This is a genomic window from Micromonospora noduli, assembly GCF_003264365.1.
Lineage (GTDB): Bacteria > Actinomycetota > Actinomycetes > Mycobacteriales > Micromonosporaceae > Micromonospora > Micromonospora noduli.
Map to the genome: position 1 here is coordinate 1 of NZ_PYAK01000015.1, position 25,206 is coordinate 25,206.

The window sequence follows — 25,206 nt, forward strand, 5'->3', positions numbered from 1 at the left end:
TCAACAGGGAGCTGATCCATCACGGCGCCGAGATTTCCCTGCTGCGCGACCTCTACCGGTGGCAGGACGGCGCCGCGGCCGCCGCGGCGACGAGCACCTGGCGGCGCGACGGGCCGGAGGGAGAGGTCATGACGTGCCTTTCCATGGGTGGACGCGCCTCGTGAGCGCCTTGCGCACCATAACCAGCATCAGTCACTGCTGCCACGGCAGCCCCGATCGTTGCAGCGGTTTCCGCAGGCCGACGCAGGGTAGGGCGGTCAGGGACGGCATTCGCGGGAGAGTCCCGCTTCCCGCGCGCAGCGAGGAGATTTCAGTGAGCGAGGACCAGCACACCCAGCAGGACCCGACCAGCCAGTACGGCCAGCAGTCCGGTCAGCCCGCACAGCAGCAGTCGGCGCCCGGCTCGACCGGGGAGATGACCCCGAAGCCGGACCACGGCGAGGAGTCGTACCGGGGCAGCGGCAAGCTCGACGGCAAGCGGGCGCTGATCACCGGCGGTGACTCGGGGATCGGCCGGGCCGTAGCGATCGCCTTCGCCCGGGAGGGCGCTGACGTGCTCATCTCCTACCTCGGCGAGGAGGAGGACGCCGACGCCCGGGAGACGATCCGGCTGGTCGAGGCCGCCGGCCGGCGCGGCGTCGCGGTACGCGGTGACATCACCGACGAGGCGCACTGCCAGGAACTGGTCGACCGGGCGGTGCGCGACCTGGGCGGTCTCGACATCCTGGTCAACAACGCGGCGTTCCAGATGTCGCAGGACAAGGGGATCCTCGGCATCAGCACCGAGCAGTTCGACCGGGTGTTCAAGACCAACCTGTACGCGATGTTCTGGCTCTGCAAGGCCGCCATTCCCCACCTGGCCGAGGGGTCGGCGATCATCAACACGTCGTCGATCCAGGCGTTCGACCCGTCACCGCAGCTGCTGGACTACGCGACCACCAAGGCGGGGATCGCCAACTTCACCAAGGCCCTCGCCGCCGACCTGGCCGAGCAGGGCATCCGCGTCAACGCTGTCGCACCTGGACCGGTGTGGACGCCGCTGATCCCCTCCACAATGCCGGAGGAGAAGGTGAAGCAGTTCGGCACCGACACCCCGGAGGGGCGTCCCGGGCAGCCCGCTGAGCTGGCGCCCGCCTACGTCTTCTTCGCCTCGCAGGAGTCCAGCTACGTGACGGGCGAGATCCTGGGGGTCACGGGCGGCCGACCGACCAAGTGACCCGCCGTCGGGTGGGCGCCCGCGCGGGATGCCCACCCGGCGCTGTGGCCCGCTCGCGTCGCCTGTTCACGCGGCCGTGCGTTGGTGCGGCTTATTGGCGTGGCCCGTTGGTGGTGAAGCTTGTTCGCGCGGCCCGTCGTTGGTGCGGCCTGTTCGCGCGGCCCGTTGTTGGTGCGGCCTGTTCGCGTGGCTCGCTGGTCAGCGTGGCCAGGTGGCGAAGCGTTGCCGGATCTCGGCGACGTCGGCGGTGCCCAGGCCGTACCGGCCGAAGCGCTGGTCGGAGAGCCGGTCCAGGTAGCGGCCGGCGGCGCGCACGTCGTCCGGGTCCAGCGCGGGGTCGACCTGCCGTGCCAGCACCAACAACTCGGTCACGTCGTAGTGGTCGAGGGCCGCTGCCACGTCGATGAAGTCGCGAACCTCCCGCCGGTTGACCAACGCCGCGATCTTGTTCGCTACCAGGTCACGAACGTCCATCACCGGGCCCAGGTCCATCACCACAGGGCTCTGCTGGCGGTCCAACCGGGCGAGGCTGAGCCGGATCTGTCGTCCGTCGCGGCTCACCACGAAGTCCTTCATGTCCTGCTCGTACCCGTCGAACAGCTCGGCCAGCTCACTGTCCGGGTCGGCATCACTGACGATGAACCCGGCCCGCTCCAGGGCAACCCGCACCCCGGCGGACGCCGCCGCCGCAGCGCCCTCCACGTCCGCGAAGAGGTCCACGTCCTCCGTCGGTCGGGCGACCAGGCCGTGCGCCGCCCACGCCACCCCACCACCCAGAACGAACCGGTACGGCCCGGCGGCGGCCAGCGCCACCCGGGCCACCTCCCGGTAGAACTCGTGCAGATGAGGTTCGATCACGCCGCGCGCAGGCCGCGGTGCCGGCTCTCCCACGCTTGGCGTACGCCCCGAGGCAGGTTGAGCAGTCGCCACACCCGACGCAGCGTCCGCCCGTTGATCAGAGCGCGCAGATCGTCGGCCCGAGTGGTCTCGCGGAGCACGTTCTCGTACATCCAGAGCAGTTGGTCGGGGTCGCCGAGGTCGAAGGTGCGCTCGGCGTTCCACATCAGCCGTACCGGCAGTTCCACCACACCTCGGGTGGGGCCGGCCAGCTCGGCGAGCGTCCGCGCCACCACAGCGGGGCGACCCGGGCGGGCCAGAAAGGCCACGCCGGTCGCGGTGGGGGAGACGGCCTGCATGGTGTCAGGGTAACGCCCACCAGAGCCGGTGTCGCTCAGGTCGATCCCGGAGCGCTGCTCCAGGCGCGCCGGCCTGGCCCTCATCACCTCCGAGTTTGTCCGGTTTGCGGCGAGGTGGTGCGCTCGGCCTGTCGTGATCGACTCGGGTTCCTTGATGTCGGGGTGTCTGGGCGTCCGGGATGCCCCGACTTCCGTGAACCCGAGTGGATCACCCGGTGAGGCCCGGTTCGGCGCTGCGAGCCCGACGTTGTGTGGGCCATTTGTCCGTTGGTGGGGGTGTGTGGGTGGTGACTGGGCGCACCCGCGGGCTGGAATCATGGCCGGGTCGGGGTCGTTACATACCCTGACGATCGCAGTACCACCGACCCGCCGCCCGACCCCTGAGGGCTGGTCGCGCAGGCCGGAATGCCAGCCTCCGCCCGGTCGTTACAGTCCCCATCAACGACCGACGGGCACCGCCACGACGAGGGTGCCGACGGGTTGGGCCACGGAATGACCCCGGCCCCCCGGTCGTTACAGTCCCCACGAACGACCACCTGGCACCGCCCTGATGAGGGTGCCGGCAGGTGGGCCACCCCGGAATGACCCCGGCCCGCCGGTCGTTACACAGGGACCCGGCGCCACGAGCCCCCGCTCGCAGGTACGCCGACCCGACGCCCGACAGGGCGTCACCCCCCAAACTTTTTCCCCTTTGTTTGTGCAGCGCCGGACGAGGTGCTCACACCCTGCCGCCGCCCCCTGGTGGTCGGGTGTTTCCTACCCCCGAAGGAGCTACCCCTCATGAACACGATCTTCCGTAAGAGCATGCTGTCTGTTGCTGGTCTCGCGTTCGCCGGTGGTGTGTTCGCCGGTCCGATCGCCGCCCACGCCAACCCGGTCGATGCCAAGCCCGTCGCGGTGGCTGTGCAGTCGGCGGCGCCGAAGCCGCAGGGCGAGCAGTCCCACATCACCCTCAACGATGAGCAGACCGCGAACGTCAAGGCGATCATCGCCGCGACGAAGAAGGCCGGTCTCCCGGAGCGGGCCGCGGTGATCTCGATCGCGACGAGCCTGCAGGAGTCGAAGCTGGAGAACCTGGGTCACCTGGGCGACATGAACGACCACGACTCGCTGGGCCTGTTCCAGCAGCGCCCGAGCTCGGGTTGGGGCACGCCGGAGCAGATCACGAACCCGGAGTACTCGACGACCGCGTTCCTCAAGGGTTTGAAGCAGGTTGACGGGTGGCAGGACATGCCGCTGACCGACGCCGCGCAGACCGTGCAGGTATCGGCCTACCCGGACGCCTACGCCCAGTGGGAGCAGCAGGCCACCGACCTGGTCGCCCAGCACTGGAACAGCTGACCCGCGACACATCGCAGAACCAGCGCACTAAGCAACACAGCACGACACCGACCGCTGGCCGGCACCCCAACCCGGGGTGCCGGCCAGCGGCACTTCCGTTTCCGTGGGACAAGGTCGCTGGTCGCGGACGTCGCGACGCCGGCCGGGAGCGGACGCTGCGGCGCCGGGTGCCGTTTCCGTCCGGTAGGCACCTGGTCGTTGGTCGCCGGTCGTTGGTCGCTGGTCGTTGGTCGTTGGTCGCTGGTCGCTGGTCGCCGGTCGCCGGTCGCCGGTCGCCGGTCGCTGGTCGTTGGTCGCGGACGTCGCGATGCCGGCCGGGGCGGATGCCGTGGCGCCGGGTGCCGGCCGGGGGTGGATGCCGCGATGCCGGCGTGCCCGTCGGAGGTAGTTGGCGGGTCGCCGGAAGCGGATGGCGCGGTCCGGTTGGTGGCTGCCAGCAGATCTTGGACAGTTTCCGTTCCGCGTGAACGGAAACTGTCCAAGATCTCGTGGGTTGCGGCCGAAGCGCGCCGCGATGGTGGGTGTCGTGGTCGCGAGTCGACCGGCGTGCAGCCAGCGAGGGAACCCGGCGGCGGGACGGCCCGGCGGGTGCGGGAACAACGCCGGGTGCGGGCTGGTTGTGGAGGGTGTCGGTGTGACTCAGTGTCCCCGGGCCTCACCTAATATCGCCCTCGCGGAATACCGTTCGGCTGGAGCCGCGTCGTGCCACTCGCCGAGAGGCGACCTGCACACCGACACCAGCGCCGCCCCCAGCCCACCGGCCGGGGGCGGCGCTGTCTTGCTTCCTCGGTTCGCGAACCTGCCTCAGTTGACCTATCTTCAGAGGGTCGCTCGCGTGGGAGGGGGTGTCGGGGTTGGGTCTACGGACCTTTATCGAGGGTTGGCCGGTCTATCGCCAGCTCACCGGCACGGACCCGCTGGGCCGGGGTGCCGCGGCGAAGTCCGACGGGTCCCGCGCGCTCACCGCCCGCACCGACACCGCCGATTCGATGGCCCGGTCCGTGTGCCCGTACTGCGCTGTTGGTTGTGGTCAGCGGGTGTTCGTGAAGGACGGGCAGGTCAGTCAGATCGAGGGCGATCCGGACAGCCCCATCTCGCGGGGTCGGCTCTGCCCGAAGGGCGCGGCCAGCAAGAGCCTGGTCACCAGCCCGCTGCGGCAGACCACGGTCCGCTATCGCCGGCCGTACTCGACGCAGTGGGAGGATCTGGAGCTCGACACCGCGCTCGACATGATCGCCGACCGGATGCTCGCGGCTCGTGAGCAGACCTGGGAGGACGTCGACACGCAGGGCCGGCCGCTCAACCGGACGCTGGGTTTCTCCAGCCTGGGTGGGGCGACGCTGGACAATGAGGAGAACTACCTCATCAAGAAGTTGTTCACCGCGATGGGGGCTCTTCAGATCGAGAACCAGGCCCGTATTTGACACTCCGCTACCGTCCCCGGTCTGGGGGCCAGCTTCGGTCGTGGCGGTGCGACGGATTTCCAGCAGGACATCGCCAACGCTGACGTCATCGTCATTCAGGGTTCGAACATGGCCGAGGCGCACCCGGTGGGTTTCCAGTGGGTGATGGAGGCCAAGCGTCGCGGGGCGAAGGTCTTCCACGTCGACCCGCGGTTCACCCGTACCAGCGCGGTGGCTGACTCGTACCTGCCAATCCGGGCGGGCACCGACATCGCGCTGCTCGGTGGGGTGGTGCGCTACATCCTGGACAACGAGTTGGACTTCCGGGAGTACGTGCTCTCGTACACCAACGCGGCGACGATCGTGAGCGAGGAGTTCAGCGACACCGAGGACGGCGACGGGTTCTTCTCCGGGTTCGACCCGGAGACCGGCACCTACGTGCAGGACAGCTGGCAGTACGAGGGCAACGAGGGCTCGTCCGGCAGTGGGCACACGGCCAAGGAGCGCGACAGCGCGTCCGGGCTGGAGCACGAGTCGCACGGCGCGCAGGTCGACGGGGACACCCCGCGGGACGAGACGTTGCAGCACCCGCGCTGCGTCTACCAGATCCTCAAGCGACACTTCGCCCGCTACACCCCGGAGATGGTCGAGCGGGTCTGTGGCATTCCACAGGACAAGTTCCTGGAGCTGGCCGAGGCGTGGACCCGAAACTCCGGCCGGGAACGCACGGGGATGCTGATCTACTCGGTGGGCTGGACGCAGCACAGTGTGGGTGTGCAGTACATCCGCACCGGCGCGATCATCCAGCTGCTGCTCGGCAACATGGGTCGTCCCGGTGGTGGGGTGATGGCGCTGCGGGGGCATGCCAGCATCCAGGGCTCCACGGACATTCCGACGCTGTTCAACCTGCTGCCGGGCTACCTGCCGATGCCGCACCACGCCGACCACCCGACCTTCGACGAGTGGGTGGACAGCATCCGGCACCCCGGCCAGAAGGGCTTCTGGGGTAACGCCGGATCGTTCGCCGCCAGCCTGCTGAAGGCGTACTGGGGTGACGCGGCGACACCGGAGAACGACTACTGCTACGGGTACATGCCGCGGATGACCGGTGACCACGGCACCTATCAGCAGGTGCTGAACATGATCGACGGCAAGATCAAGGGCTATTTCCTGCTCGGGCAGAACCCGGCGGTCGGGTCGGCGCACGGCCGGGCGCAGCGTCTGGGCATGGCCAACCTCGACTGGTTGGTGGTCCGGGACCTGTTCATGATCGAGAGCGCGACGTTCTGGCAGAACGGCCCCGAGGTCGCCACCGGCGAGATCGTGCCGGAGGAGTGCCGCACCGAAGTGTTCTTCCTGCCCGCCGCGTCGCACGTGGAGAAGGAGGGCACCTTCACCCAGACGCAGCGGTTGTTGCAGTGGCGGGAGAAGGCCGTCGAGCCACCAGGTGACGCCCGCTCCGAGCTGTGGTTCTTCTATCACCTGGGCCGCAAACTGCGCGAGAAGCTGGCCGACTCGCCGCTGCCGCGCGACCGGGCGTTGCTCGACCTCACCTGGGACTACCCCACGCACGGTCCGCTCGCGGAGCCGAGCGCCGAGTCGGTGCTGCGCGAGATCAACGGGTACGACGTGGCCACCGGCCGTCCGCTGTCCAGCTTCGCGGAGGCCCGCGCGGACGGCTCCACAGCCATCGGCTGCTGGATCTACACAGGGGTGTACGCCGACGGCGTGAACCAGGCGGCCCGGCGCAAGTCCCGACACGAGCAGGACTGGGTGGCCGCCGAGTGGGGGTGGGCGTGGCCGGCGAACCGGCGCATCCTCTACAACCGTGCGTCGGCCGACCCGGACGGCAACCCGTGGAGTGAGCGCAAACGCTACGTGTGGTGGGACGCGGAGAAGGGCGAGTGGACCGGCTACGACGTGCCGGACTTCGAGAAGACCAAACCGCCGTCGTACCGGCCGCCACCCGGCGCGTCCGGGACGGAGGGCATCGCCGGCGACGACCCGTTCATCATGCAGGGCGACGGAAAGGGCTGGCTGTACGCGCCCAGCGGTGTCCTGGACGGGCCGCTACCGACGCACTACGAGCCGGTGGAGTCGCCGGTGCGTAACCCGCTCTACGGTCAGCAGGCCAACCCGACCCGCAAGATGTACGCGCACCCGGTGAATTCGGTGAACCCGAGCCCGCCGGAGCAACACAGTCAGGTGTTCCCGTACGTGTTCACTGTCAGCCGGCTCACCGAGCACCACACCGCCGGTGCGATGAGCCGGACGGTGTCGCCGCTGGCCGAGTTGCAGCCGGAGATGTTCGTGGAGGTGTCCCCGGAGTTGGCCGTCGAACGCGGCCTCGCCCACCTGGGCTGGGCGCACCTGGTCAGCGGTCGTGCGGTGATCGAGGCGAAGGTGTTGGTGACCGACCGGCTCACCCCGTTGCGCGTCGAGGACCGGTTGATCCACCAGGTCTGGTTGCCGTACCACTTCGGTTTCGAGGGTCTGGTGACCGGCGACTCGGCCAACGACCTGTTCGGTATCAGCCTGGACCCGAACGTGCTGATCCAGGAGAGCAAGGTCGGCACCTGCGACGTGCGGCCGGGCCGCCGACCGACCGGGCCGGCGCTGCTGGACCTGGTGGCCGACTACCAGCGGCGCGCCGGGATCAACCCGGGCCACAATGCCCCGGCGGTCACCACCGACAGCGAGGGAAAGGAGCAGGGTGCTTCCTGACCCGAACAGCCTGTACGGCCCGCTGGACCCGGCGCCTGACGCGGGCTACGAGAACGCGCCGCCGCGGATGGGGTTCTTCACCGACACCAGCGTCTGCATCGGGTGCAAGGCCTGCGAGGTGGCCTGCAAGGAGTGGAACGGCGTCCCGGAGAGCGGGCTCGACCTGCTGGGTATGTCCTACGACAACACCGGCGCGTTGACAGCGAACTCCTGGCGGCACGTCGCGTTCATCGAGCAACCCCGGCCGGCCGGTCACCGCACGCCACCGTTCGCGGGAACGCCGACCGACGGTTCGGTCAGCGCGGCGTCGGCTGCTGGTGCGGCTGGCACCAGCGAGCGCACCGGCACGGACCCGGGTGTGCCGACCGGCACGCCGTCCGCCGCCGCCCGGATGGCCGGGGGCGGGCCGGCGGACGTGCTCGGCCCGATCGCGGCCGATCCGACCGCCGCGGGCCGGGGTGCCGCGGGGCCGCAGTTCCTGGGGATGCCGGGGGCCCAGCCGCCGGGCCGGGGCACGGGCGTCGAGGAGCGTACGGATTTCCGGTGGTTGATGATGTCCGACGTCTGCAAGCACTGCACGCATGCGGCGTGCCTGGACGTCTGTCCGACGGGCTCGTTGTTCCGGACCGAGTTCGGCACGGTGGTGGTGCAGGAGGACATCTGCAACGGCTGCGGTTACTGCATCTCCGCCTGCCCGTACGGCGTCATTGACCAGCGCAAGGACGACGGTCGGGCGTGGAAGTGCACGCTGTGCTACGACCGGTTGGGCGCGGGCATGACACCGGCGTGCGCGCAGGCGTGCCCGACCGAGTCGATCCAGTACGGGCCGCTCGACGAGCTGCGTGAACGCGCCGCCGCCCGAGTGGCGACGCTGCACGAGCGGGGCGTCCCCGAGGCCCGCCTGTACGGCCATGACCCGAACGACGGCGTGGGCGGGGACGGGGCGTTCTTCCTGCTCTTGGACGAGCCCGAGGTGTACGGGCTGCCACCCGACCCGGTCGTGACCACCCGTGACCTGCCGAAGATGTGGAAGCGCGCCGGCCTCGCGGCCCTCGCCATGGCGGCGGCGACCGTCGCCGCATTCGTCGGAGGTTCCTCATGACCCCACCGGGCCCCGTGGGCGACCGGTTCCGTCGCTTCCGGGAGCGGCTCGCCGCCGAGGGCGACGACCGACCACAGGTGAGCGACGACCGCCCCAGCGCCACGAGCGGTGCTGCGGCCACGAGCGGCGAGGAGTTCGCGAGCGGTGGCGACCATCCGAGCGACAGGGGCACCGCCGCCAGCAGCCGCCGGGGCGACCTGACGGCGCGGCGGAGCACCGAAGCCGGGGGCCGGCAGGGCCGGCGGCGCAGGCGGCGCGGCGGTGGTGGCGGTGAGGAACTGCGGGTGCCGGAGGCGGAGTTCACGTCGTACTACGGTCGGCCCATCCTGAAGGGGCCGGTCTGGAAGTGGGACATCGCCGCGTACCTGTTCACCGGAGGGCTGGCCGCCGGCTCGTCGCTGCTGGCCGCCGGTGGGCAGCTCACCGGGCGGCCCGCGTTGCGGCGCGCCGGTCGGGTCACCGCGTTGGCCGCCGTCAGCGCCAGCGCCGTCTTCCTGGTGAAGGACCTGGGCCGGCCGGCGCGGTTCCACCACATGCTGCGGGTGGCCAAGCCGACCTCGCCGATGTCGATGGGCACCTGGATCCTCACCGCGTACGGGCCGGCGGCGGGCGTCGCCGCGATCGCCGAGGCGGCCGGTGTGCTGCCCCGGCACGGTCTGCTCGGGCTGGCCGGCCGGGCGTTGCCGCCGATCGGGCACGTCGCTGGGCTGCTCGCCGCCGGCACCGCGCCGGCGCTGGCCACGTACACCGGGGTGTTGCTGGCCGACACGGCGGTGCCGTCCTGGCATGAGGCGTACCCCGAGCTGCCGGTGATCTTCGCGGGCAGCGCGTTGGCCAGCGGCGCCGGCGTGGGTCTGCTCGCCGCGCCGCCGGCCCAGGCCGGGCCGGCCCGCCGGATGGCGGTGGCCGGCGCGGCCCTGGAGCTGTACGGCGCGCATCGGGTGGAGACCCGCCTCGGTCTGCTCAGTGAGCCCTACCGGTTGGGTCGGCCGGGTCGGTTGCTGCGCGCCGGGCGGTTGCTGACCGCCGGCGGGGTGGCGGGTGCTCTGCTGGGCCGGCGCAGCCGGGTGGTCGGGGCGCTCTCCGGGACCGCGCTGCTGGCCGCGTCGGTGCTGACCCGGTTCGGCATCTTCTACGGCGGCGTCGCCTCGGCCCGCGACCCCCGCTACACGGTGGTGCCGCAGCGCGAACGGGTCGAGGCGCGGCGAATCGGCATGGATCTTCCATCTGATCGGGCGGTGCCGCCCACGGTGTGATCGAATGTCCGGTGGAGGCGTTCAGGCGGCTGGTGCCCCTCCCGGTCTTCAAAACCGGAGTGGTCCGGGACCCGGGCCAGGCGGGTTCGATTCCCGTCCGTCTCCGCCACACCGCTTGCAGGAGATGACGTGATGGGCGACGGCCCGGTGGATCCGCGACGTCGGGTGCCCCGTACGGACACGCTGCTCGCCGACCCGGTGCTGGCCGCCGCCGCCGTGACCCTCGGTAGGGAGCAGGTCAAGGCGATCGTCTCCCACGCGCAGGGCCGCGCCCGCCGCGGTGAGCTCAACCCCGACGAGGTACGCGACGCGGCGGTCGCCGCGCTGCCCACGCCCGGCCCCCGGGTGGTGCTCAACGCCACCGGTGTCGTGCTGCACACCAACCTGGGTCGGGCGCCGTTGTCGTCCGCCGCGGTCGCCGCGGTGGTGGCCGCCGCCGGGCACACCGACGTCGAGTTGGACCTGGTTACCGGCCGGCGGGCCCGTCGCGGCCGGGGCGCGCTCGACGCGCTGGCCGCCGCGGTGCCCGACGCGGGCGCCGTGCACGTGGTCAACAACGGCGCCGCCGCGCTGGTGCTGGCCGCCACCGCGTTGGCCGCCGGCCGGGAGATCGTGGTCAGCCGGGGCGAGCTGGTCGAGATCGGCGACGGTTTCCGCCTGCCCGACCTGCTGGAGAGCACCGGTGCGCGGCTGCGCGAGGTGGGCACCACCAACCGCACCACACTCGCGGACTACGCCGCCGCGCTCGGTCCGCAGACCGGCTTCGTGCTCAAGGTGCACCCGTCGAACTTCCGGGTCACCGGATTCACCTCCGCCGTCGGGGTACGGCAACTGGCCACGCTCGGGGTGCCGGTGGTCGCGGACATCGGCTCCGGGCTGCTCGGCGCGGACCCGCTGCTGCCCGACGAACCCGACGCGGCCAGCACCCTGCGCGCGGGCGCCGCGCTGGTCACCGCCAGCGGCGACAAGCTGCTCGGTGGGCCGCAGGCGGGGCTGCTGCTGGGCGACGTCGAGGTGATCGAGCGGTTGCGTCGCCACCCACTGGCGCGGGCGCTTCGGGTGGACAAGCTCACCCTGGCCGCGCTGGCCGCCACAGTGCACCAACCGGACACTCCGACCCGGGCGGCGCTGCACACCGACCCGGGTGCCCTGCGTGAACGGGTGGAGCGGCTGCGGGACCGGCTCGGCGCGGACGGCCGCAAGGCGGAGGTGGTGCCGGCCGTCGCGGTGGTCGGCGGGGGCGGCGCCCCCGGGGTGGAGCTGGACTCGTGGGCGTTGAGCCTGCCCGAGCGGTACGCGGTGCCGCTGCGCACCGGAGACCCGCCGGTCCTGGGTCGGGTGGTGCGCGGCCGCCTCCTGCTCGACCTGCGCTGTGTGCCCGCCGACGCGGACGAGGCCGTTCGCGAGGCGGTGCTGCGCGTACCCGGGGAGGACTGAGCGTGTTCGTCGTCGCGACCGCCGGGCACGTCGACCACGGCAAGTCGACACTGGTCCGGGCGTTGACCGGGATGGAACCCGACCGGTGGGCCGAGGAACGCCGCCGGGGGATGACCATCGACCTGGGTTTCGCCTGGACGACGCTGCCGTCCGGCGGCACCGTCGCGTTCGTCGACGTACCCGGGCACGAGCGGTTCGTGCCGAACATGCTCGCCGGGGTCGGCCCGGTCCCGGCGGCGCTGATCGTGGTGGCCGCCGACGAGGGCTGGATGCCGCAGTCCGCCGAGCACCTGGCCGCGCTCGACGCGCTCGGCGTCGCGTACGGCCTGCTGGCGGTGACCCGCGCGGACCTGGCCGATCCGGGGCCGGCGACGGCCCGTGCCCGCGCCGAGATCGCCGAGACCAGCCTCGGCGCGGTGCCGGCGGTGGCTGTCAGTGGCCTGACCGGTGCCGGCCTGCCGGAGCTGCGGGCGGCCCTGGACCGGCTCGCCGCCCAACTGCCCGCGCCGGTGGTGGACGACCCGGTCCGGCTGTGGGTGGACCGCAGCTTCACAGTGCGGGGCAGCGGCACCGTCGTCACCGGCACCCTCGGCGCCGGGCGGTTACGGGTGGGCGACGAACTGGAGCTGGCCGGCGCCGACGAACCGGTCCGGGTCCGTGGCCTGCACTCCCTGGGCGAGGCCCGCCCGGAGGCGGTGGCGGTCGCCCGGGTGGCGGTCAACCTGCGCGGTACGCCCCGCGACCGGCTCGGCCGGGGCGACGCGTTGCTCACCCCGGGCCGGTTTCACCACACCGACCTCGTCGACGTCCGGCTCGCCGGCGACCCGGCCGCCGACCTACCAGCCACCCTCACACTGCACGTCGGGTCGGCGGCGGTGCCGGTACGGGTGCGCCCGCTCGGCCCGGACACCGTCCGGCTGCGGCTGGCCCGCCCACTGCCGTTGCTGGTGGGTGACCGGGCGCTGCTGCGGGACCCGGGCCGCCACCACGTCAGCGGCGGGGTGCGGGTGCTGGACGTGGAACCCCCACCGCTGGCCCGACGGGGTGCGGCCGCCGCCCGCGCCCAGGTCCTCGCCGAGTTGGACGGTCGACCCGACCTGGCGGGGGAGCTGCGCCGTCGTCGGCTGATCCGGGCCGGCGCGTTGATCCGGATGGGCGTGCCGGTGCACGCCGAACCGGTGGCCGGTGACTGGCTGTCCGACCCCGACCACTGGCGGCGGCTCGGCGAGCGGCTGACCGAGGAGGTCGCCCGGCACGCGCGGGAACACCCGTTGGAGCCTGGGATGCCGGTGGACGCGCTACGTCAGCGCCTCGCCCTGCCCGACCGGGTGCTGGTCGAGGCGCTGGTCCGGCCGCCGCTGCGGATCCACGCCGGTCGGGTCGGGGCGGCGAGCGCCAACGCGCTGCCCGAACCGGTGGCCCTGGCCGTGCAACGGGTCCGCGCCGAGTACGGCGACCGGCCGTTCCGCGCCCCCGAGGCGGACCGCCTCGTCGACCTCGGCCTGGGCCCCCGGGAGATCGGCGCCGCGGTGCGGGCCGGCGCCCTGCTGCGGTTGGCCGACAACGTGGTGCTGCTGCCCGACGCGCTCGACGACGCGGTCCGGGTGTTGGCCGGGTTGCCGCAGCCGTTCACCCTGTCGGCGGCCCGGCAGGCGTTGGACACCACCCGCCGGGTGGCGGTGCCCCTGCTGGAGTTGCTGGACCGGCGGGGCGCGACCCGCCGGCTGCCCGACGACGCTCGCATCGTCGTCACCTGAGCGTGCACGCCGTCCGGGGCTGACACTGTGGCGTCGAGGTGCGACCGTGGCGGGATGCTTGAGGTGTCCCCGTCGCGGCCGTCCGGTGGTCGGTGGCGTGCGGTCGTCCCGGTGGTGTTGCGCTGGGGGCTGCCGGTGCTCTGGGTGCTGTGGGCCGGTCTGGCGTGGTGGGTGGAGCCCCGCCAGTCGACCGAGGCCCAGCTCGACCGGGATCTCGCGGCCGGCCGGGTGGTGAGCTACCAGCGTTCGTCCGGCTGGGCCGATGACGACGCGTACTGGGGGAGCCGGCCGCGTGTGCAGTACGCGGCCGACGGGGGGATGCTGACCTGGACCGTGTCGAACGGCCAGAACCGGTACGCCGCCGGGGGGCCCTTCGCCTCGGACTCGTACACCGTCGGGCCGGACTCGTCGGCGAGCACCGGGTGGGACGCGCGGCGTGCCGCTGTCGACGATTCGTGGCAGGCCGGGGGCGGCACCGCGCACCGGATCCGGAACGCCGCGGCTCTGCTCGCCGGTGTGCTGACCGTGCTCTGGCTGGGTCGCTTGATCGCTGGCGCGCCGCCGCTGGTCGGCACCCGGTGGTTCTGGTTCTGGGTCGGGCTCCTGCCGTTCGGGGTGGGTGTGCTGGCCTGGACCTACCGGGAGCTGTGGAGACCACCGCCGGTGCCGGTGCCCGGCCGGGGCTCGGGGTGGCGTGGGTTCGGCTGGCTGATCCTCGCCGCAGTCGGCATCAGCCTCCTGGTGTCCGTTGCCCGCATCGTGTTCGGGACGACTGTGGTGCCGGGATGACCCGGCGATGCCGGGCCAACCGGCCCCCAGGTCGACGACGGTCACCTACGGTGACGCCATGGACCCTTCGGCGGTCTGGCGGGACCGGCAGCACCGGTGGCGGATCGAGGCGTACCGCGCGCCGGACCTGCGCTTCGCCGTCTACGCCACCAACGGCCCCACCGAGTCGGTGCCGCTGTGGCTGTTCGGGATGTCGGCGCTGGCCCGGTGGCTGATGACCCACGCCATCTCGCTGGACGACCTGGAGGTCGACTGAGCGGGGGCGGCAAACCGGGCCCGCGCCGCGCCTCGCTGGGGTTGAGTGACCTCAGGCGGCGGACGGGGGTACGCGATGGGCGGTCAGCTCGGGCAGTTGGCGTTGGTGGCCGTGCTGGTGCTGGTCAACGCCGCGCTCTCCGGCAGCGAGATGGCGCTGGTGACCCTGCGGGAGGGGCAGTTGCGGCGGTTGGGCCGGCGCAGCCGCGCCGGCGACCGGTTGGTGCACCTGTCGCGCGACCCGAACCGCTACCTGGCCACGATCCAGCTCGGCATCACCCTGGCGGGGTTCCTGGCCTCGGCGGCGGCCGCGGTGTCGTTGGCCTCTCCGCTGGTCGGGCCGTTGGGCTTCCTCGGCGGGGCGGCACGTCCCGCCGCGGTGCTGCTGGTGACCGTGCTGCTGACGTTCGTCACGCTGGTGCTCGGCGAGTTGGCCCCGAAGCGGCTGGCCATGCAGCGGGCCGAGCGTTGGGCGCTGCTGAGCGCCGGCCCGCTGGATCTGCTGGCCCGGGTGTCCCGGCCGGCGGTGTGGCTGCTCAGCCGGGCCACCGACGCGGTCGTGCGGCTCGCCGGTGGTGACCCGCGGGCCAACCGGGAGGAGATGACCGAGGAGGAGCTGCGGGAGATGCTGGCCAGCCAGCGCGGCCTGTCGGCCCAGCAGCGGGAGATCCTGACCGGCGCGTTCGACATCGCCGGCCGGACGCTGCGGGAGATCCTGGTGGCCCGGCGGGAGGTGACGACGCTGCCCGCCGGTCTGGCCGCCGACGAGGGGGTCCGGCGGCTGGCCGCCGCCGGGCGGTCCCGCGCTCCCGTCACCGGACCCGGCGGCCTGGACGAGGTGCTCGGGGTGGTGCACATCCGCGACCTGGTACGGGCCGGCACCGCCCCGGTGGGTGAGCGGGTCCGGGATCCGCTGCTGCTGCCGGTGACCCTGCCGGTCGCCGACGCGATGCGTCAGCTGCGGCAGGAGCATCAGCAGCTGGCCCTGGTGGTCGACGAGCACGGGGGCATCGACGGCATGGTCACGATGGAGGACCTGCTGGCCGAGGTGGTCGGCGAGTTGTACGACGAGACCGACCGGGACGTGCGCGGGGTCGTCCGGGAACCGGACGGGTCGCTGCTGGTACCCGGCGATTTCCCACTGCATGACCTGCCCGACCTGGGGGTGCGGCTGAGCTTTCCGTTGTCCCGGGACTACACGACGGTGGCTGGTCTGGTGCTGGCCCGACTGCGGCACCTGCCGGACGCCCCGGGTGAGACGGTGCGGCTGCCCGGGCTGACCCTGCAGGTGGTGGAGGTCGCCGATCGGGCGGTGCGCCGGGTGCGCCTCTGCGGGTTCGTCACCGAGCGCTGAGGGTTCACCCGGAAGGCTGACAAAAGGCTCAAATCGACAAAGCCGGGAACGTGGTCCGCCTACGGTGCCAGACGTGAAGGACCGAGGTTTGCGTACGTTCGTCACGGTGCTGGCCGGCCTCGCGGTGATCTACTTCGGCAGCGCCGGCCGCAGCCCCGAGGAGGGCCGTGGCATCTCCGGCGGGGTGGTGGTGCTGGCGTTGCTCGCCGCGCTGCTGGTGTGGCACCTGACCCGCCCGGGGGACAAGACGGTCAAGTGAGCGCCTCAGCGGGAGGCGACTCGGGTGACCTCACCGGCGGACTCCTCACCCAGCGCCACCCGTACCAGCGCTGACGCGAGCCGGCCGAAGTCCGGTTCGTCGACGAGACCGGCGAGCCGGTCCGGTGATCCCGGCAGGCCCAGCCGCTTCGCCCCGGCCAGCGCCCGACGGTCGGCGTACGGGCGCACGTCCGACCAGACCGTCTGCGCCTCGCGCAGGTAGATGTCCGCGCCGGTGGGGCCGATGCCGGGGAACTCGGTGAGCCGCCGCCGCAGCCCGGCCGGGTCGCCCTGGGCCTCCCGGTGCAGGCGTCGCAGGTCGCCGTGCCAACGGTCCAGGCACAGCCGGGCGCCGGTGCCGAGCATGGTGGCGGTCCGCTCGTCGTAGCGGCGGTAGTGGCCCCGACCCAGCGCGTCGACGCGCTCCTGCCAACTGGCCGCCTCCATGGCCTGTGGGGTGCGGTAGCCGGCGGCGAACAACTCCCGCGCGGCGTCCACCGCCACGCACGCGCGGATCCGGGTGCTCAGCAGCGTGGTCAGCACCAGCAGCTGATACAGCGGACCGGGCCGGTCGGAGAGCCGGATGCCGGCCTCCTCCGCGTACGTGCGGCCACGCCGGTCGAGCAGCACCCGCACCACACTTCGGTCATTGCCCATCCCGTCGGGTTACCCACTTGAGGACCCGCTAGCCGTCGCACCGCTGACCACGGCCGGAATGCCACCGGGGCGGGCGGGTATGCCGAGGTGTGGAGGCGGTCGATGCCGCCCCCGTACCCGGAAGGGAGACACCGGTGGTCAATCCGCAGCAGGAAGAGTTCCGGCGCAACGCCAAGGGCGCCACCAGCCAGGACAGCAAGGGGCCCAAGCCGACCGGGCACCCGCTCAACCGTGGCTCGTCGCGGGGCGACGAGGGTCGACCGGTGCCCAAGGGGCAGGTGTCGCCGTACGGCCCGGCCGGCGAGCCGGTGGCCGAGGACGACAGCGACACCCGCTGACCGATGAGCTAGCGACCGCGGGCTGGCGGCCGCCGCAACCTGTTCCAGGTGGCGGCGGCCGCCAGCCCGTACGCGAGGTGCGGGATGATGTCGGAGATCCAGTCGGAGCGCCGCCACGTACGCGGGTCGCTGATCCCGAGCACCGTGATCGACCCGTCGGTCATGGTCATCACGCCCGCGCCGAGCAGACCGGTGGCCATCGGCAACGGCTGACGTCGACCACCGGCGTAGAGCGCGAACCCGACGCCCGCGGCGACGCCCAGCCCGTAACCGATCAGCGGGCCGAGGCCCGAGCGGCGGTTGGCCGCCCGAGCCCCGTTCCCCAGGTCCACGTGCGCGATCCCGGCCAGCCGGTCGACGGTCTCCTGGGGGACGTCGCTCTCCGGACGTCCCCGTAGCGCCATGTCGAGGTAGGTGACCACGTTCAGCGCGGTGCTGCCGACGGCGCCCGCGATCGCGCCGTCGGCCACGTCGACAGTCCTCACTTCGGGTCGCCCGGTTCGCGCTCGCTCTTCGGGCCGTAGGTCCGCTCACCGCGCACCACGCCCCGTTGGCCGCGATCCTCCTGCAGGATCCGGTTCGCGACCTGGTTGGCCTTGCCGTCGGGTACCCGACGCCCGGAGTCGTCGATCGCGTTGCGCAACCGCGCGCGCTGCTTGTCGTACGCGTTACTGCCCGGCCGTGGTCCTGGCATCTGTGCCTCCTTCGTCGGTCTGGGCACCTGGTGCTGCCCACCGTCCGCTGGGCGTACCGCGGCCGTCTACCCGTCTGGTGGCGGACCAACCCCCGGCGCGCTACCGGGGCGCGCGGACCACGACCACCGGGCACTGCGCGTGGTGCAGCATCGACTGGCTCACCGACCCCAGCAGCAACCCGGTCACCTCGCCGCGCCCACGCCCACCGACGACCGCCAGTTGGGCGGAGCGGGACGCCTCGGCGAGCACGGTGCCGGGTCGGCCATGCACCACCTGGCACGTCAACCGCAGACCCCGATGGTCCTCGGTGAGCCCGGTCAGCCACCCGGCGAGCATCCGCTCCTGCTCGCCGTGCAGCTTCGCCTCGTCGTACACCAGGGGTTGCATGTCGCCCGGACCGCTGCTGCCGGGGTGTCGGTAGGCGTGCACCGCCACCAGCGGCACGCCGAGCGACACGGCGGTCTCGGCGGCGAAGTCCGCCGCCCGCCGGGAGGCGTCCGAGCCGTCCACCGCGACCAGGACCGGCTCGTCGGGTCGTTGCGTGCCGCGCGCGACCAGCACCGGGCAGTCGGCGTACGCGGCGACCTGCACCGCGACCGAGCCGACCAGCAGCGCGGAGAACCCACCCAGCCCGCGGTCGCCGAGCACGATGAGCGCGGCGGTGGGGGACTCGCCCACCAGCACCGCGGCGGCCTCACCGTCGATGATCTCGCCGGAGATCGACAACCCGGGCACTGTCGCCTCGGCCTCGCGCACCGCGGCCTCGACCAGCTCCTCGGCCCGGTGGCGCAGCCCACCGCCGGGCGGCGCGTCCGGGGCGGGGGAGACCGGTACGTGCAGCAGCGGCCAGATGAAGCCGTGCACGACCCGCAGGGGTCGGTGCCGGCGTGCCGCCTCGGTGGCGGCGAGGCGTACGGCGCGCAGCGCCGACTCCGAGCCGTCGACGCCGACCACCACCGCCGCGTTGTTCGCCGAGTTCACCGCCCACCTCCGCTCGCGGCCAGTATCGCGGGCCCGGACGCCCTCGCGCCGCGATACCGCTGAGCGCGTCCCGGTCGGTACGCTGGCGACGACCGGGGAGGGAGCGCCGCCGATGGGTGAACCAGACCAGCCGAGCACCGCTCGCATGATCGACTTTTGGCTCGGCGGGCAGCATCACTTCCCCGTGGACGTGGCCGCCGCGAACGCGTTCGAGCAGGCGTACGGGCCGTGCGCGCCGGTGTTCCGCGAGCTGCGGGCGTTCCTGGGCCGGGCGGTGCGGGCGATGGCCGCCCACGGCGTGGACGGGTTCCTGGTGTTCGGCGCCGGGGTGCCGACGATGGGCAACGTGCACGAGGTCGCCACCGACGCGACGGTGCTCTACACCGACGTCGACCCGGTCACCATCCGACTGGGACAGAGCATCCTCGCCGGCAGCGACCGGGCCGGCTACGGCTTCGGCGACGCGACCGACATCGGCACTGTCGACCGGGCGCAGCTGCACCGTTTCGTGCCGGGCTGGGGTCGACGGCCGGTCGGGGTGGTCTTCCTCGGCCTGGCCGCGTTCCTCGACGACGCCACACTGACCCACACCCTCGACGAGCTGTACGCTGCCGCGGCGCCGGGCAGCCTGCTCGCTGTGGACTTCGACACCGAGGAACTGGCCGGCCACCCGCAGGCGCTGGCCATGATGGGACCGCAGTTCCGGATGCGTCCACCGGCGGCGTTCGCGCCCCTGCTGGGTCGGTGGGCGCCGACGGCGGACGGGATCGTCCCGGTCGCCGAGTGGCGGCCGGACGGCCCGCCTGCGCGGGTGCCAGACGCGTTCCACGGTGTGCTCGCGACCCGCGCGGGCGACTGACCGCGCCGATCATCCGTCCGGTGGCGTCCGTATGATGCTTGCCCTATAGCAAGCTTCTGGGGAGGACGACGATGGCAGACGCGCCGGACGTGGTGTCGCGCGCGTTGCGCGAGGCTCCGCCCGACCAGTTGGCGGAGGCGGCGGACCGGGCGATCCGGTCCGTGATGGGCGCGCTGCGCACGGACGTCTTCGTCGCCGACTACCGGATCAGCGGCCTCTGGCCGGTGCTGGACCCGGACCTGCCTGCGGGCGGCTTCCTGGCCTGCCACACCATGGCGCAGCGATGCTTCAGCAGTCAGCAGCCGGTACGCGACGGTGAAGGCCCGTGCCGGCTCTACCTGCCCTTGACGGTGTGGGGGGAGCGGCTTGGCGTGCTGCTGATCGAGCTTCCGACCGTACCGAACGCGACGGTCACCGGTCGGGCGACCGACATCGCCGGCACCCTGGCCGTGGCGATGCGCGCGGCGGACCGGGAGACCGACCGTTACCGGCGGGCCCGCCGTCGGGAGCGACTGACGATGGCCGCCGAGATGCAGTGGGACCTGCTGCCCGGTCGTGGTGTGTCCCACCACGCGTTCGAGCTGGCCGGCCAGCTCGAACCGGCGTACACGGTCGGCGGTGACCACTTTGACTGGTCGTTGGACGGCGACCGTCTCACCGTGACGGTCCTCAACGGTGAGGGCAGTGGGCTGGCGGCGTCCCTGTTGACCGCCGTCACGGTCAACGCGATGCGCAACGCGCGGCGCTCCGGTGGCGGTCTGGTGGAACAGGCCGAGCTGGCCTCGGACACGGTCTTCTACCAACACCGCGGCGCCCGGCATGTGGCCACCCTGCTGCTCGAGGTGGACACTCGCCTCGGCCGGGTGCGGGCGGTCGACGCGGGCTCCCCCCATCTGTTGCGGATGCGGGGGTCCACGGTCGAGCCTCTGAAGCTGGATCAGCAGTTGCCGCTGGGCATGTTCGCCGAGACCCGCTACGAGCTTCAGGAGGTGCAACTCGCCCCGGGTGACCGGCTCTTCGTGGTCAGTGACGGGGTGTGGGCCGCCGAGCCGCCGGGTCAGGAGCCGTACGGGCAGCGGGTGATGGCTCGTTCCCTGCGCGCCACGCGGTTGCAGCCGCCGGCCGAGGCGGTTGGTACGGTGATGCGCGAACTGCACGCCTATCACGCGGATTCCGATCTGCGCGACGACGCCGTCGTGGTCTGTCTGGACTGGCACGGTCCGCGCGAACGGGGCACGGGGTGAGATTCGCCGCCGCGTTGCCGGGCGGGCACCAGCGCGACGACGGCAGGGGACATCAGGTGGAGCGACCTGCGGATCTCGCCGCGGCGATCGACGCGGCCGCCGGGACGCTGATCGCCGTTCTGGAGTCGGCCGCGTCGCGGCATCAGGTGCCGCCCACCCAGCTGAGAGTGCTCACGCTGATCAGCGGTCGTCCCGAGACCAACGTCAACGGGCTGGCGGAGTTGCTGGACGTGGTGCCCTCGTCGGCGAGCCGCCTGTGCGACCGGTTGGAGGCGACCGGGCTGTTGCGTCGGGTGGCCGATCCGCGTGACCGGCGTGAGGTGCGGTTGGTGCCGACAGCTGCGGCGCTGACCCTGCTGGGGGAGTTGGCCGAGCGGCGGCAGCGCGCGGTGCAGGCGGTGTTGGACCGGATGCCGGTGCGGATGCAGCACGAGCTGTTGCTGGCGCTGGCCGGGTTCGCTCGGGCGGCGACATCGGTGCCCGAGCAGCAGACCGATCCTGCCGTCCAGACGGCCTGAGCGCCGTTCCCCCCTTCCACTAGTATCCTAGGACGCTTTAGGCGTGGTGATCCACGCCACAGTGCGGCAAGGCCGCACCAACAGGCCACGGCGGCGCCCGGCCAGCGAGGGGAAGCCCGATATAGTGGCAGCGCACCTACCCGGCCCGCGATCATCGAGATCGCGGGCCGCATCAGGGGAAGGGGCCCCGCCCGGGGCCGCAGGGGAGAGCCGGCGCTGGTCGGCCCGACAGCGCGTACGACCCTCAGCCGCGCCCCGCGCCGGCCGGGGGCCCGCGTGCCGTGGAGGAGGATCGGTGTCGCGTCGGCCGGCTCGGGCAGAGCAACCGCGGGACACCGGTGACGAGACTCCCGGCAACCAGGTGCTCACCCTGCCCAACCTGATCAGCTTCGGGCGGTTGCTGGGCGTGCCGCTCTTCCTCTACCTGTTCCTGGTGGCGCGGGCCGACGTGGCGGCGGTCGTGGTGCTGGCCATCGGCGGCACCACCGACTGGGTCGACGGCTGGATCGCCCGTCGCCTGCACCAGGTCAGCCGCCTGGGCGAGCTGCTCGACCCGCTCGCCGACCGGCTCTACATCCTCGCCACCCTGGTCGCCTTCACCGCGCGGGAGGTGGTGCCGTGGCAGTTCACCGCGGCGCTGTTGGCCCGTGAGGTGCTCCTGCTGGCCTCGCTGGCGGTGCTGCGTCGCTACGGGTACGGGCCGCCGCCGGTGCACTACGTGGGCAAGACCGCCACGTTCCTGCTGCTCGCGGCGTTCCCGGTGCTGCTGCTGGCCAGCGCGGCGACCGACGTGGCGACGGCGGCGAGCGCGATCGGTTGGGCGTTGGCCTGGTGGGGGCTGGTGCTGTACTGGGTGGCCGGCGGGATGTACGTCGTGCAGGCGGCCCGGCTGGTGCGCGCGGCGCGCAGTTCGGGAGCGGCGGCGTGAGCGCGCCGCGGCTGGGAAAACCCGGCCAGGACCGGGTGTACGCGCCGGACTTCCTCACCGAACTGTTCCGCAACCCGCTGGATCCGGGGTACGCGGACGCGGCTGCCGCGCGTCGGCGCTCGGCGCAGTCGGCGCCGGCGCGCGGGTGGCGGGCGTTGCCGGCACGGTCGGTGAGCCTGGTCGTGGTGGTGATGCTCGGTTTCCTGTTCGCGGTCGCGTACCGGCAGACGATGGCGGACGAGCCGGGGCGGAGCCAGGCCCGTTCGGGTCTGGTGACGCAGATCAAGGAACGGGAGAGCCAGACCGATCGGTTGTCCACGCGGGCGGACCAGCTGCGCGAGGAGGTCAGTCGGCAGCGGGACGCGGCGTTGAGCGGGTCGGCCGCCGCCCGGTTGCGCAACCTGGAGGCGAGCACCGGGCTGGGTCGGGTGCGCGGTGATGGTGTGGTGGTGCGGTTGGCGGACGCGCCGGACAAGGCGGACGCGGTCACCGGTGCCGGGGCTGGGCCGCCGCGGGTGCTCTACAGCGACCTGCAGGGTGTGGCGAACGCGTTGTGGAGTGCTGGCGCGGAGGCGATCGCCATCAATGGGCAGCGGTTGACGTCGACGTCGACGATCCGGTCGGCGGGTGAGGCGATGCTCGTGGATTTCCGGCCGGTGACCGGGCCGTACGAGGTGTCGGCGATCGGGCCGGGTTCGATGCGGCGCGACTTCGAGGACAGCCGCAACGCGGCGCTGATGCGGAAGGTCGCGCAGGGGACGGGGTTGTCGTTCGGTGTGCGGGAGGCGGATGACCTCACCCTGCCGGCGGCGCCGGAGCCGCAGCTACGCTACGCCAAGCCGTCGGTCAGTCCGAGCCCTTCCGCGTCGGGTGTCCGTTCCGGCAGTCCCGGGTCGTCCGGTCCGGCGACGACTGTTAGCCCCTCCGGAGGTGGCCGATGATCGCGGTGCTGGCGTTGCTCGCCGGTGTGGTGCTGGGCGTGTGGCTTGATCCCACGGTGCCGGCGGCGTTGCAGCCGTACCTGCCGATCGCGGTGGTGGCCGCGTTGGACGCGGTGTTCGGTGGGGTGCGGGCCCGGTTGGACCGCATCTTCGACGACAAGCAGTTCGTGGTGTCGTTCATTTCGAACGTGCTGGTGGCTGGTCTGATCGTGTATCTGGGTGACCAGTTGGGGGTGGGTGGGCAGTTGTCCACCGGTGTGGTCGTCGTGTTGGGTGTGCGTATCTTCGGCAACGTGGCGGCGATCCGTCGGCACCTGTTCCGGGCGTAGGTTGGGTTGCGATGAGTGACGAGCAGACCGACACGGGGACCGGGTGGCCGCAGCCGGCCGGTCCGGTGCGGCCGGGTGGGCCGGCGGGTGAGCCGGATCCGCGGCCGGATGCGCCGGATCCGGATGAGTTGAGCCCGTTGGCGCCGCAGGAGCCGGCGCAGCCGTCGGATGACGAGCCTGCGGCGGAGCCGGGTGTGGAGCCGGTCGACGATGGTGCGACGGTGGACCTGAACGCGGTGTCGCGGTCGGGGGAGCCGGCGGTCGCGGGTTCCGACGGGTTGGCGGAGCCGGTGGTTGCCGGTTCCGACGGTTCGGCGGAGTCGGTGGCGCCGGTAGCGGCTGGTCGGTCCCGGTGGAGTGCAGCCGGGGTGATGATCGCCGCGTTGTTGGCGTTGCTGGGGTTCACGTTGGTCGTGCAGTTGAAGACGACGTCGACGGACCCGACCCTGGGGGCCACCCGGCAGGAGGACCTGGTCCGGATCCTGTCGGATCTGGATGCGCGGGAGAACCGCCTGCAGCAGGACATCCGGGCTCTGGAGGACAGTCAGCGGCAGTTGCAGTCGGGTGAGCAGGGTCGTCAGGCGGCGTTGGATGAGGCGACGCGGCGGGCGGACGAGTTGGGCATCCTGGCGGGGACGTTGCCGGCGGTGGGTCCGGGGTTGACGGTGCAGTTCGACGCCGGGGTGAAGCCGATCTCGGCGAACCGGGTGTTGGACGCGGTGCAGGAGCTGCGTGGTGCGGGCGCCGAGGCGATGCAGATTTCCGGTGGGGATCGGGCGACGGTGCGGATCATCGCGTCGACGTACTTCCTCGATGGGGACAACGGGTCGTTGATGGTCGAGGGGCGCCGGTTGTCGGGGCCGTACACGATCACGGTGATCGGTGATCCGGCGACGATGCGTACGGCGTTGAACATTCCTGGTGGGGTGGTGGCGTCGGTCCGGGGTGACGGCGGTAACGTGACGTTTGGGGAGCGTGAGGTTGCCGAGGTTTCGGCGCTGCACGTGCCGATCAAGTTGGAACACGCCCGTCCGGTCTCCTGACCGGCGCGGCCGCGCCGGACCCGGGTGGTCCGGGGCACCGATGGATGAAGGACGCGTCTGGTGATTCCCGAGGATCTGCGATACACCGCCGAGCATGAGTGGGTGGCGGGTGACGGCACGGCTTCGGTCCGGGTCGGCATCACCCACTTCGCGCAGGACGCGCTCGGCGACATCGTGTACGTGCAGTTGCCCGAGGCGGGTGCGGTGGTCGCGGCCGGTGACTCGTTGGGTGAGATCGAGTCGACCAAGAGCGTGTCGGAGATCTACGCGCCGGTTGCCGGTACGGTGGCGGCGCGCAACGACGCGTTGGCTGACACGCCTGAGCTGATCAACACTGATCCGTACGGTGAGGGTTGGTTGGTGGAGATCACGCCGAATGATCCGACTGCGACGGATGGGTTGCTGACGGCGGCCGCGTATCAGAAGATCACCGAAGGCTGAGTGTGCTTGATCCGGTGCGTGGGATGTCTGCGCGCGTCCGGTTGCCCTGCATTTCGGCGCTGGCTAGGCTCGCCCAGTCGACCGAGAACCCAATAGTTGAGCGTTGCGGAATTGCCTTCCCGGGCACGGGGAGCCAGCCGCCGG

General features: G+C 72.2%; 26 protein-coding genes, 1 tRNA gene and 1 pseudogene. 22 read left to right on the forward strand and 6 right to left on the reverse strand.

Annotation, left to right across the window (positions count from 1 at the left end; translation table 11 throughout):
- Nucleotides 1-74 (forward strand): annotated as a pseudogene (locus GUI43_RS34580) (DinB family protein); the annotation flags it as partial.
- 239 nt (nucleotides 75-313) lie between these two features.
- Nucleotides 314-1,216: an SDR family oxidoreductase gene (locus GUI43_RS14130; protein WP_112698987.1), complete on the forward strand. Its 903-nt coding sequence runs from the start codon at nucleotides 314-316 to the stop codon at nucleotides 1,214-1,216.
- A gap of 198 nt (nucleotides 1,217-1,414) precedes the next feature.
- On the opposite strand, the gene GUI43_RS14135 is transcribed toward GUI43_RS14130, so the two are convergent.
- Both GUI43_RS14135 and GUI43_RS14140 read right to left on the reverse strand, forming a co-directional pair.
- The gene (locus GUI43_RS14135; protein WP_112698988.1) at nucleotides 1,415-2,074 is read right to left on the reverse strand and encodes a nucleotidyl transferase AbiEii/AbiGii toxin family protein; all 660 of its coding nucleotides are present in this window, start codon (nucleotides 2,072-2,074) and stop codon (nucleotides 1,415-1,417) included.
- Nucleotides 2,071-2,412, reverse strand: coding sequence for a hypothetical protein (locus tag GUI43_RS14140; RefSeq protein ID WP_091400038.1), 342 nt, complete (start codon nucleotides 2,410-2,412; stop codon nucleotides 2,071-2,073). The genes GUI43_RS14135 and GUI43_RS14140 overlap by 4 nt, the downstream gene beginning before the upstream one ends.
- Nucleotides 2,413-3,192: 780 nt before the next feature.
- Here GUI43_RS14140 and GUI43_RS14145 point away from each other — a divergent pair.
- From GUI43_RS14145 to GUI43_RS14200, 11 genes are all read left to right on the forward strand, one after another.
- A complete protein-coding gene (locus tag GUI43_RS14145; protein WP_112698989.1) occupies nucleotides 3,193-3,753 on the forward strand; it encodes a hypothetical protein in 561 nt (186 codons plus the stop codon).
- Between the two features lie 854 nt (nucleotides 3,754-4,607).
- Entirely contained in the window at nucleotides 4,608-7,880 is a 3,273-nt protein-coding gene (fdh, locus tag GUI43_RS14160; RefSeq protein WP_249037748.1) for a formate dehydrogenase, read from the forward strand.
- Nucleotides 7,870-8,982, forward strand: coding sequence for a 4Fe-4S dicluster domain-containing protein (locus GUI43_RS14165; protein WP_428842211.1), 1,113 nt, complete (start codon nucleotides 7,870-7,872; stop codon nucleotides 8,980-8,982). Before fdh ends, GUI43_RS14165 begins: the two co-directional genes overlap by 11 nt.
- Complete coding sequence (nrfD, locus tag GUI43_RS14170; protein WP_211326692.1) at nucleotides 8,979-10,238, forward strand: NrfD/PsrC family molybdoenzyme membrane anchor subunit; 1,260 nt, start codon at nucleotides 8,979-8,981, stop codon at nucleotides 10,236-10,238. The genes GUI43_RS14165 and nrfD overlap by 4 nt, the downstream gene beginning before the upstream one ends.
- A gap of 13 nt (nucleotides 10,239-10,251) precedes the next feature.
- Nucleotides 10,252-10,347 (forward strand) — tRNA-Sec (locus GUI43_RS33855).
- 23 nt (nucleotides 10,348-10,370) lie between these two features.
- Entirely contained in the window at nucleotides 10,371-11,675 is a 1,305-nt protein-coding gene (gene selA / locus GUI43_RS14175; RefSeq protein ID WP_112587061.1) for an L-seryl-tRNA(Sec) selenium transferase, read from the forward strand.
- Between the two features lie 2 nt (nucleotides 11,676-11,677).
- Nucleotides 11,678-13,432, forward strand: a complete 1,755-nt coding sequence (gene selB, locus GUI43_RS14180; protein WP_112698992.1) for a selenocysteine-specific translation elongation factor — start codon at nucleotides 11,678-11,680, stop codon at nucleotides 13,430-13,432.
- Between the two features lie 54 nt (nucleotides 13,433-13,486).
- Nucleotides 13,487-14,221, forward strand: coding sequence for a hypothetical protein (locus tag GUI43_RS14185; RefSeq protein ID WP_112698993.1), 735 nt, complete (start codon nucleotides 13,487-13,489; stop codon nucleotides 14,219-14,221).
- Nucleotides 14,222-14,279: 58 nt separating this feature from the next.
- Nucleotides 14,280-14,477 carry a hypothetical protein gene (locus GUI43_RS14190; protein WP_112587850.1) on the forward strand — a complete coding sequence of 66 codons (198 nt, stop codon included), beginning with the start codon at nucleotides 14,280-14,282 and terminating at the stop codon, nucleotides 14,475-14,477.
- A gap of 75 nt (nucleotides 14,478-14,552) precedes the next feature.
- Nucleotides 14,553-15,830: a hemolysin family protein gene (locus GUI43_RS14195; protein WP_112587055.1), complete on the forward strand. Its 1,278-nt coding sequence runs from the start codon at nucleotides 14,553-14,555 to the stop codon at nucleotides 15,828-15,830.
- Between the two features lie 73 nt (nucleotides 15,831-15,903).
- On the forward strand, nucleotides 15,904-16,089 hold the full coding sequence (locus GUI43_RS14200) for a hypothetical protein (RefSeq protein ID WP_036410487.1): 186 nt from the start codon (nucleotides 15,904-15,906) through the stop codon (nucleotides 16,087-16,089).
- Between the two features lie 5 nt (nucleotides 16,090-16,094).
- Here the strand turns inward: GUI43_RS14200 and GUI43_RS14205 are convergent, their stop codons facing one another.
- Nucleotides 16,095-16,745, reverse strand: a complete 651-nt coding sequence (locus GUI43_RS14205; RefSeq protein ID WP_112587053.1) for a hypothetical protein — start codon at nucleotides 16,743-16,745, stop codon at nucleotides 16,095-16,097.
- Nucleotides 16,746-16,879: 134 nt separating this feature from the next.
- Here GUI43_RS14205 and GUI43_RS14210 point away from each other — a divergent pair, with 134 nt between their 5' ends.
- Complete coding sequence (locus tag GUI43_RS14210; RefSeq protein ID WP_091397934.1) at nucleotides 16,880-17,083, forward strand: hypothetical protein; 204 nt, start codon at nucleotides 16,880-16,882, stop codon at nucleotides 17,081-17,083.
- An 8-nt stretch (nucleotides 17,084-17,091) separates the two neighbouring features.
- On the opposite strand, the gene GUI43_RS14215 is transcribed toward GUI43_RS14210, so the two are convergent.
- The 3 genes from GUI43_RS14215 to GUI43_RS14225 form a co-directional block, all read right to left on the reverse strand.
- Nucleotides 17,092-17,568 carry a hypothetical protein gene (locus tag GUI43_RS14215; protein ID WP_112587051.1) on the reverse strand — a complete coding sequence of 159 codons (477 nt, stop codon included), beginning with the start codon at nucleotides 17,566-17,568 and terminating at the stop codon, nucleotides 17,092-17,094.
- Nucleotides 17,565-17,777 (reverse strand): phosphatidylethanolamine-binding protein, encoded by a 213-nt coding sequence (locus tag GUI43_RS14220; RefSeq protein ID WP_088948250.1) that lies wholly within the window; start codon nucleotides 17,775-17,777, stop codon nucleotides 17,565-17,567. Before GUI43_RS14220 ends, GUI43_RS14215 begins: the two co-directional genes overlap by 4 nt.
- Nucleotides 17,778-17,877: 100 nt before the next feature.
- Nucleotides 17,878-18,759: a universal stress protein gene (locus tag GUI43_RS14225; RefSeq protein ID WP_112587049.1), complete on the reverse strand. Its 882-nt coding sequence runs from the start codon at nucleotides 18,757-18,759 to the stop codon at nucleotides 17,878-17,880.
- 112 nt (nucleotides 18,760-18,871) lie between these two features.
- On the opposite strand from GUI43_RS14225, the gene GUI43_RS14230 reads away from it, so the two are divergent.
- The 8 genes from GUI43_RS14230 (at nucleotide 18,872) to gcvH (ending at nucleotide 25,062) form a co-directional block, all read left to right on the forward strand.
- A complete protein-coding gene (locus GUI43_RS14230; protein ID WP_112698994.1) occupies nucleotides 18,872-19,618 on the forward strand; it encodes an SAM-dependent methyltransferase in 747 nt (248 codons plus the stop codon).
- Between the two features lie 71 nt (nucleotides 19,619-19,689).
- Nucleotides 19,690-20,862, forward strand: a complete 1,173-nt coding sequence (locus GUI43_RS14235) for a PP2C family protein-serine/threonine phosphatase (protein WP_112698995.1) — start codon at nucleotides 19,690-19,692, stop codon at nucleotides 20,860-20,862.
- Nucleotides 20,863-20,918: 56 nt separating this feature from the next.
- Entirely contained in the window at nucleotides 20,919-21,380 is a 462-nt protein-coding gene (locus GUI43_RS14240; protein WP_112587043.1) for a MarR family winged helix-turn-helix transcriptional regulator, read from the forward strand.
- Nucleotides 21,381-21,675: 295 nt separating this feature from the next.
- A complete protein-coding gene (clsA, locus tag GUI43_RS14245; RefSeq protein ID WP_112698996.1) occupies nucleotides 21,676-22,308 on the forward strand; it encodes a cardiolipin synthase ClsA in 633 nt (210 codons plus the stop codon).
- Nucleotides 22,305-23,249 (forward strand): DUF881 domain-containing protein, encoded by a 945-nt coding sequence (locus tag GUI43_RS14250; protein WP_112602420.1) that lies wholly within the window; start codon nucleotides 22,305-22,307, stop codon nucleotides 23,247-23,249. Before clsA ends, GUI43_RS14250 begins: the two co-directional genes overlap by 4 nt.
- Nucleotides 23,246-23,578 (forward strand): small basic family protein, encoded by a 333-nt coding sequence (locus GUI43_RS14255; RefSeq protein WP_030327710.1) that lies wholly within the window; start codon nucleotides 23,246-23,248, stop codon nucleotides 23,576-23,578. Before GUI43_RS14250 ends, GUI43_RS14255 begins: the two co-directional genes overlap by 4 nt.
- An 11-nt stretch (nucleotides 23,579-23,589) precedes the next feature.
- A complete protein-coding gene (locus GUI43_RS14260) occupies nucleotides 23,590-24,621 on the forward strand; it encodes a DUF881 domain-containing protein (protein ID WP_112698997.1) in 1,032 nt (343 codons plus the stop codon).
- Between the two features lie 60 nt (nucleotides 24,622-24,681).
- Nucleotides 24,682-25,062: a glycine cleavage system protein GcvH gene (gcvH, locus tag GUI43_RS14265; protein WP_091397961.1), complete on the forward strand. Its 381-nt coding sequence runs from the start codon at nucleotides 24,682-24,684 to the stop codon at nucleotides 25,060-25,062.
- Nucleotides 25,063-25,206 lie beyond the last annotated feature (144 nt).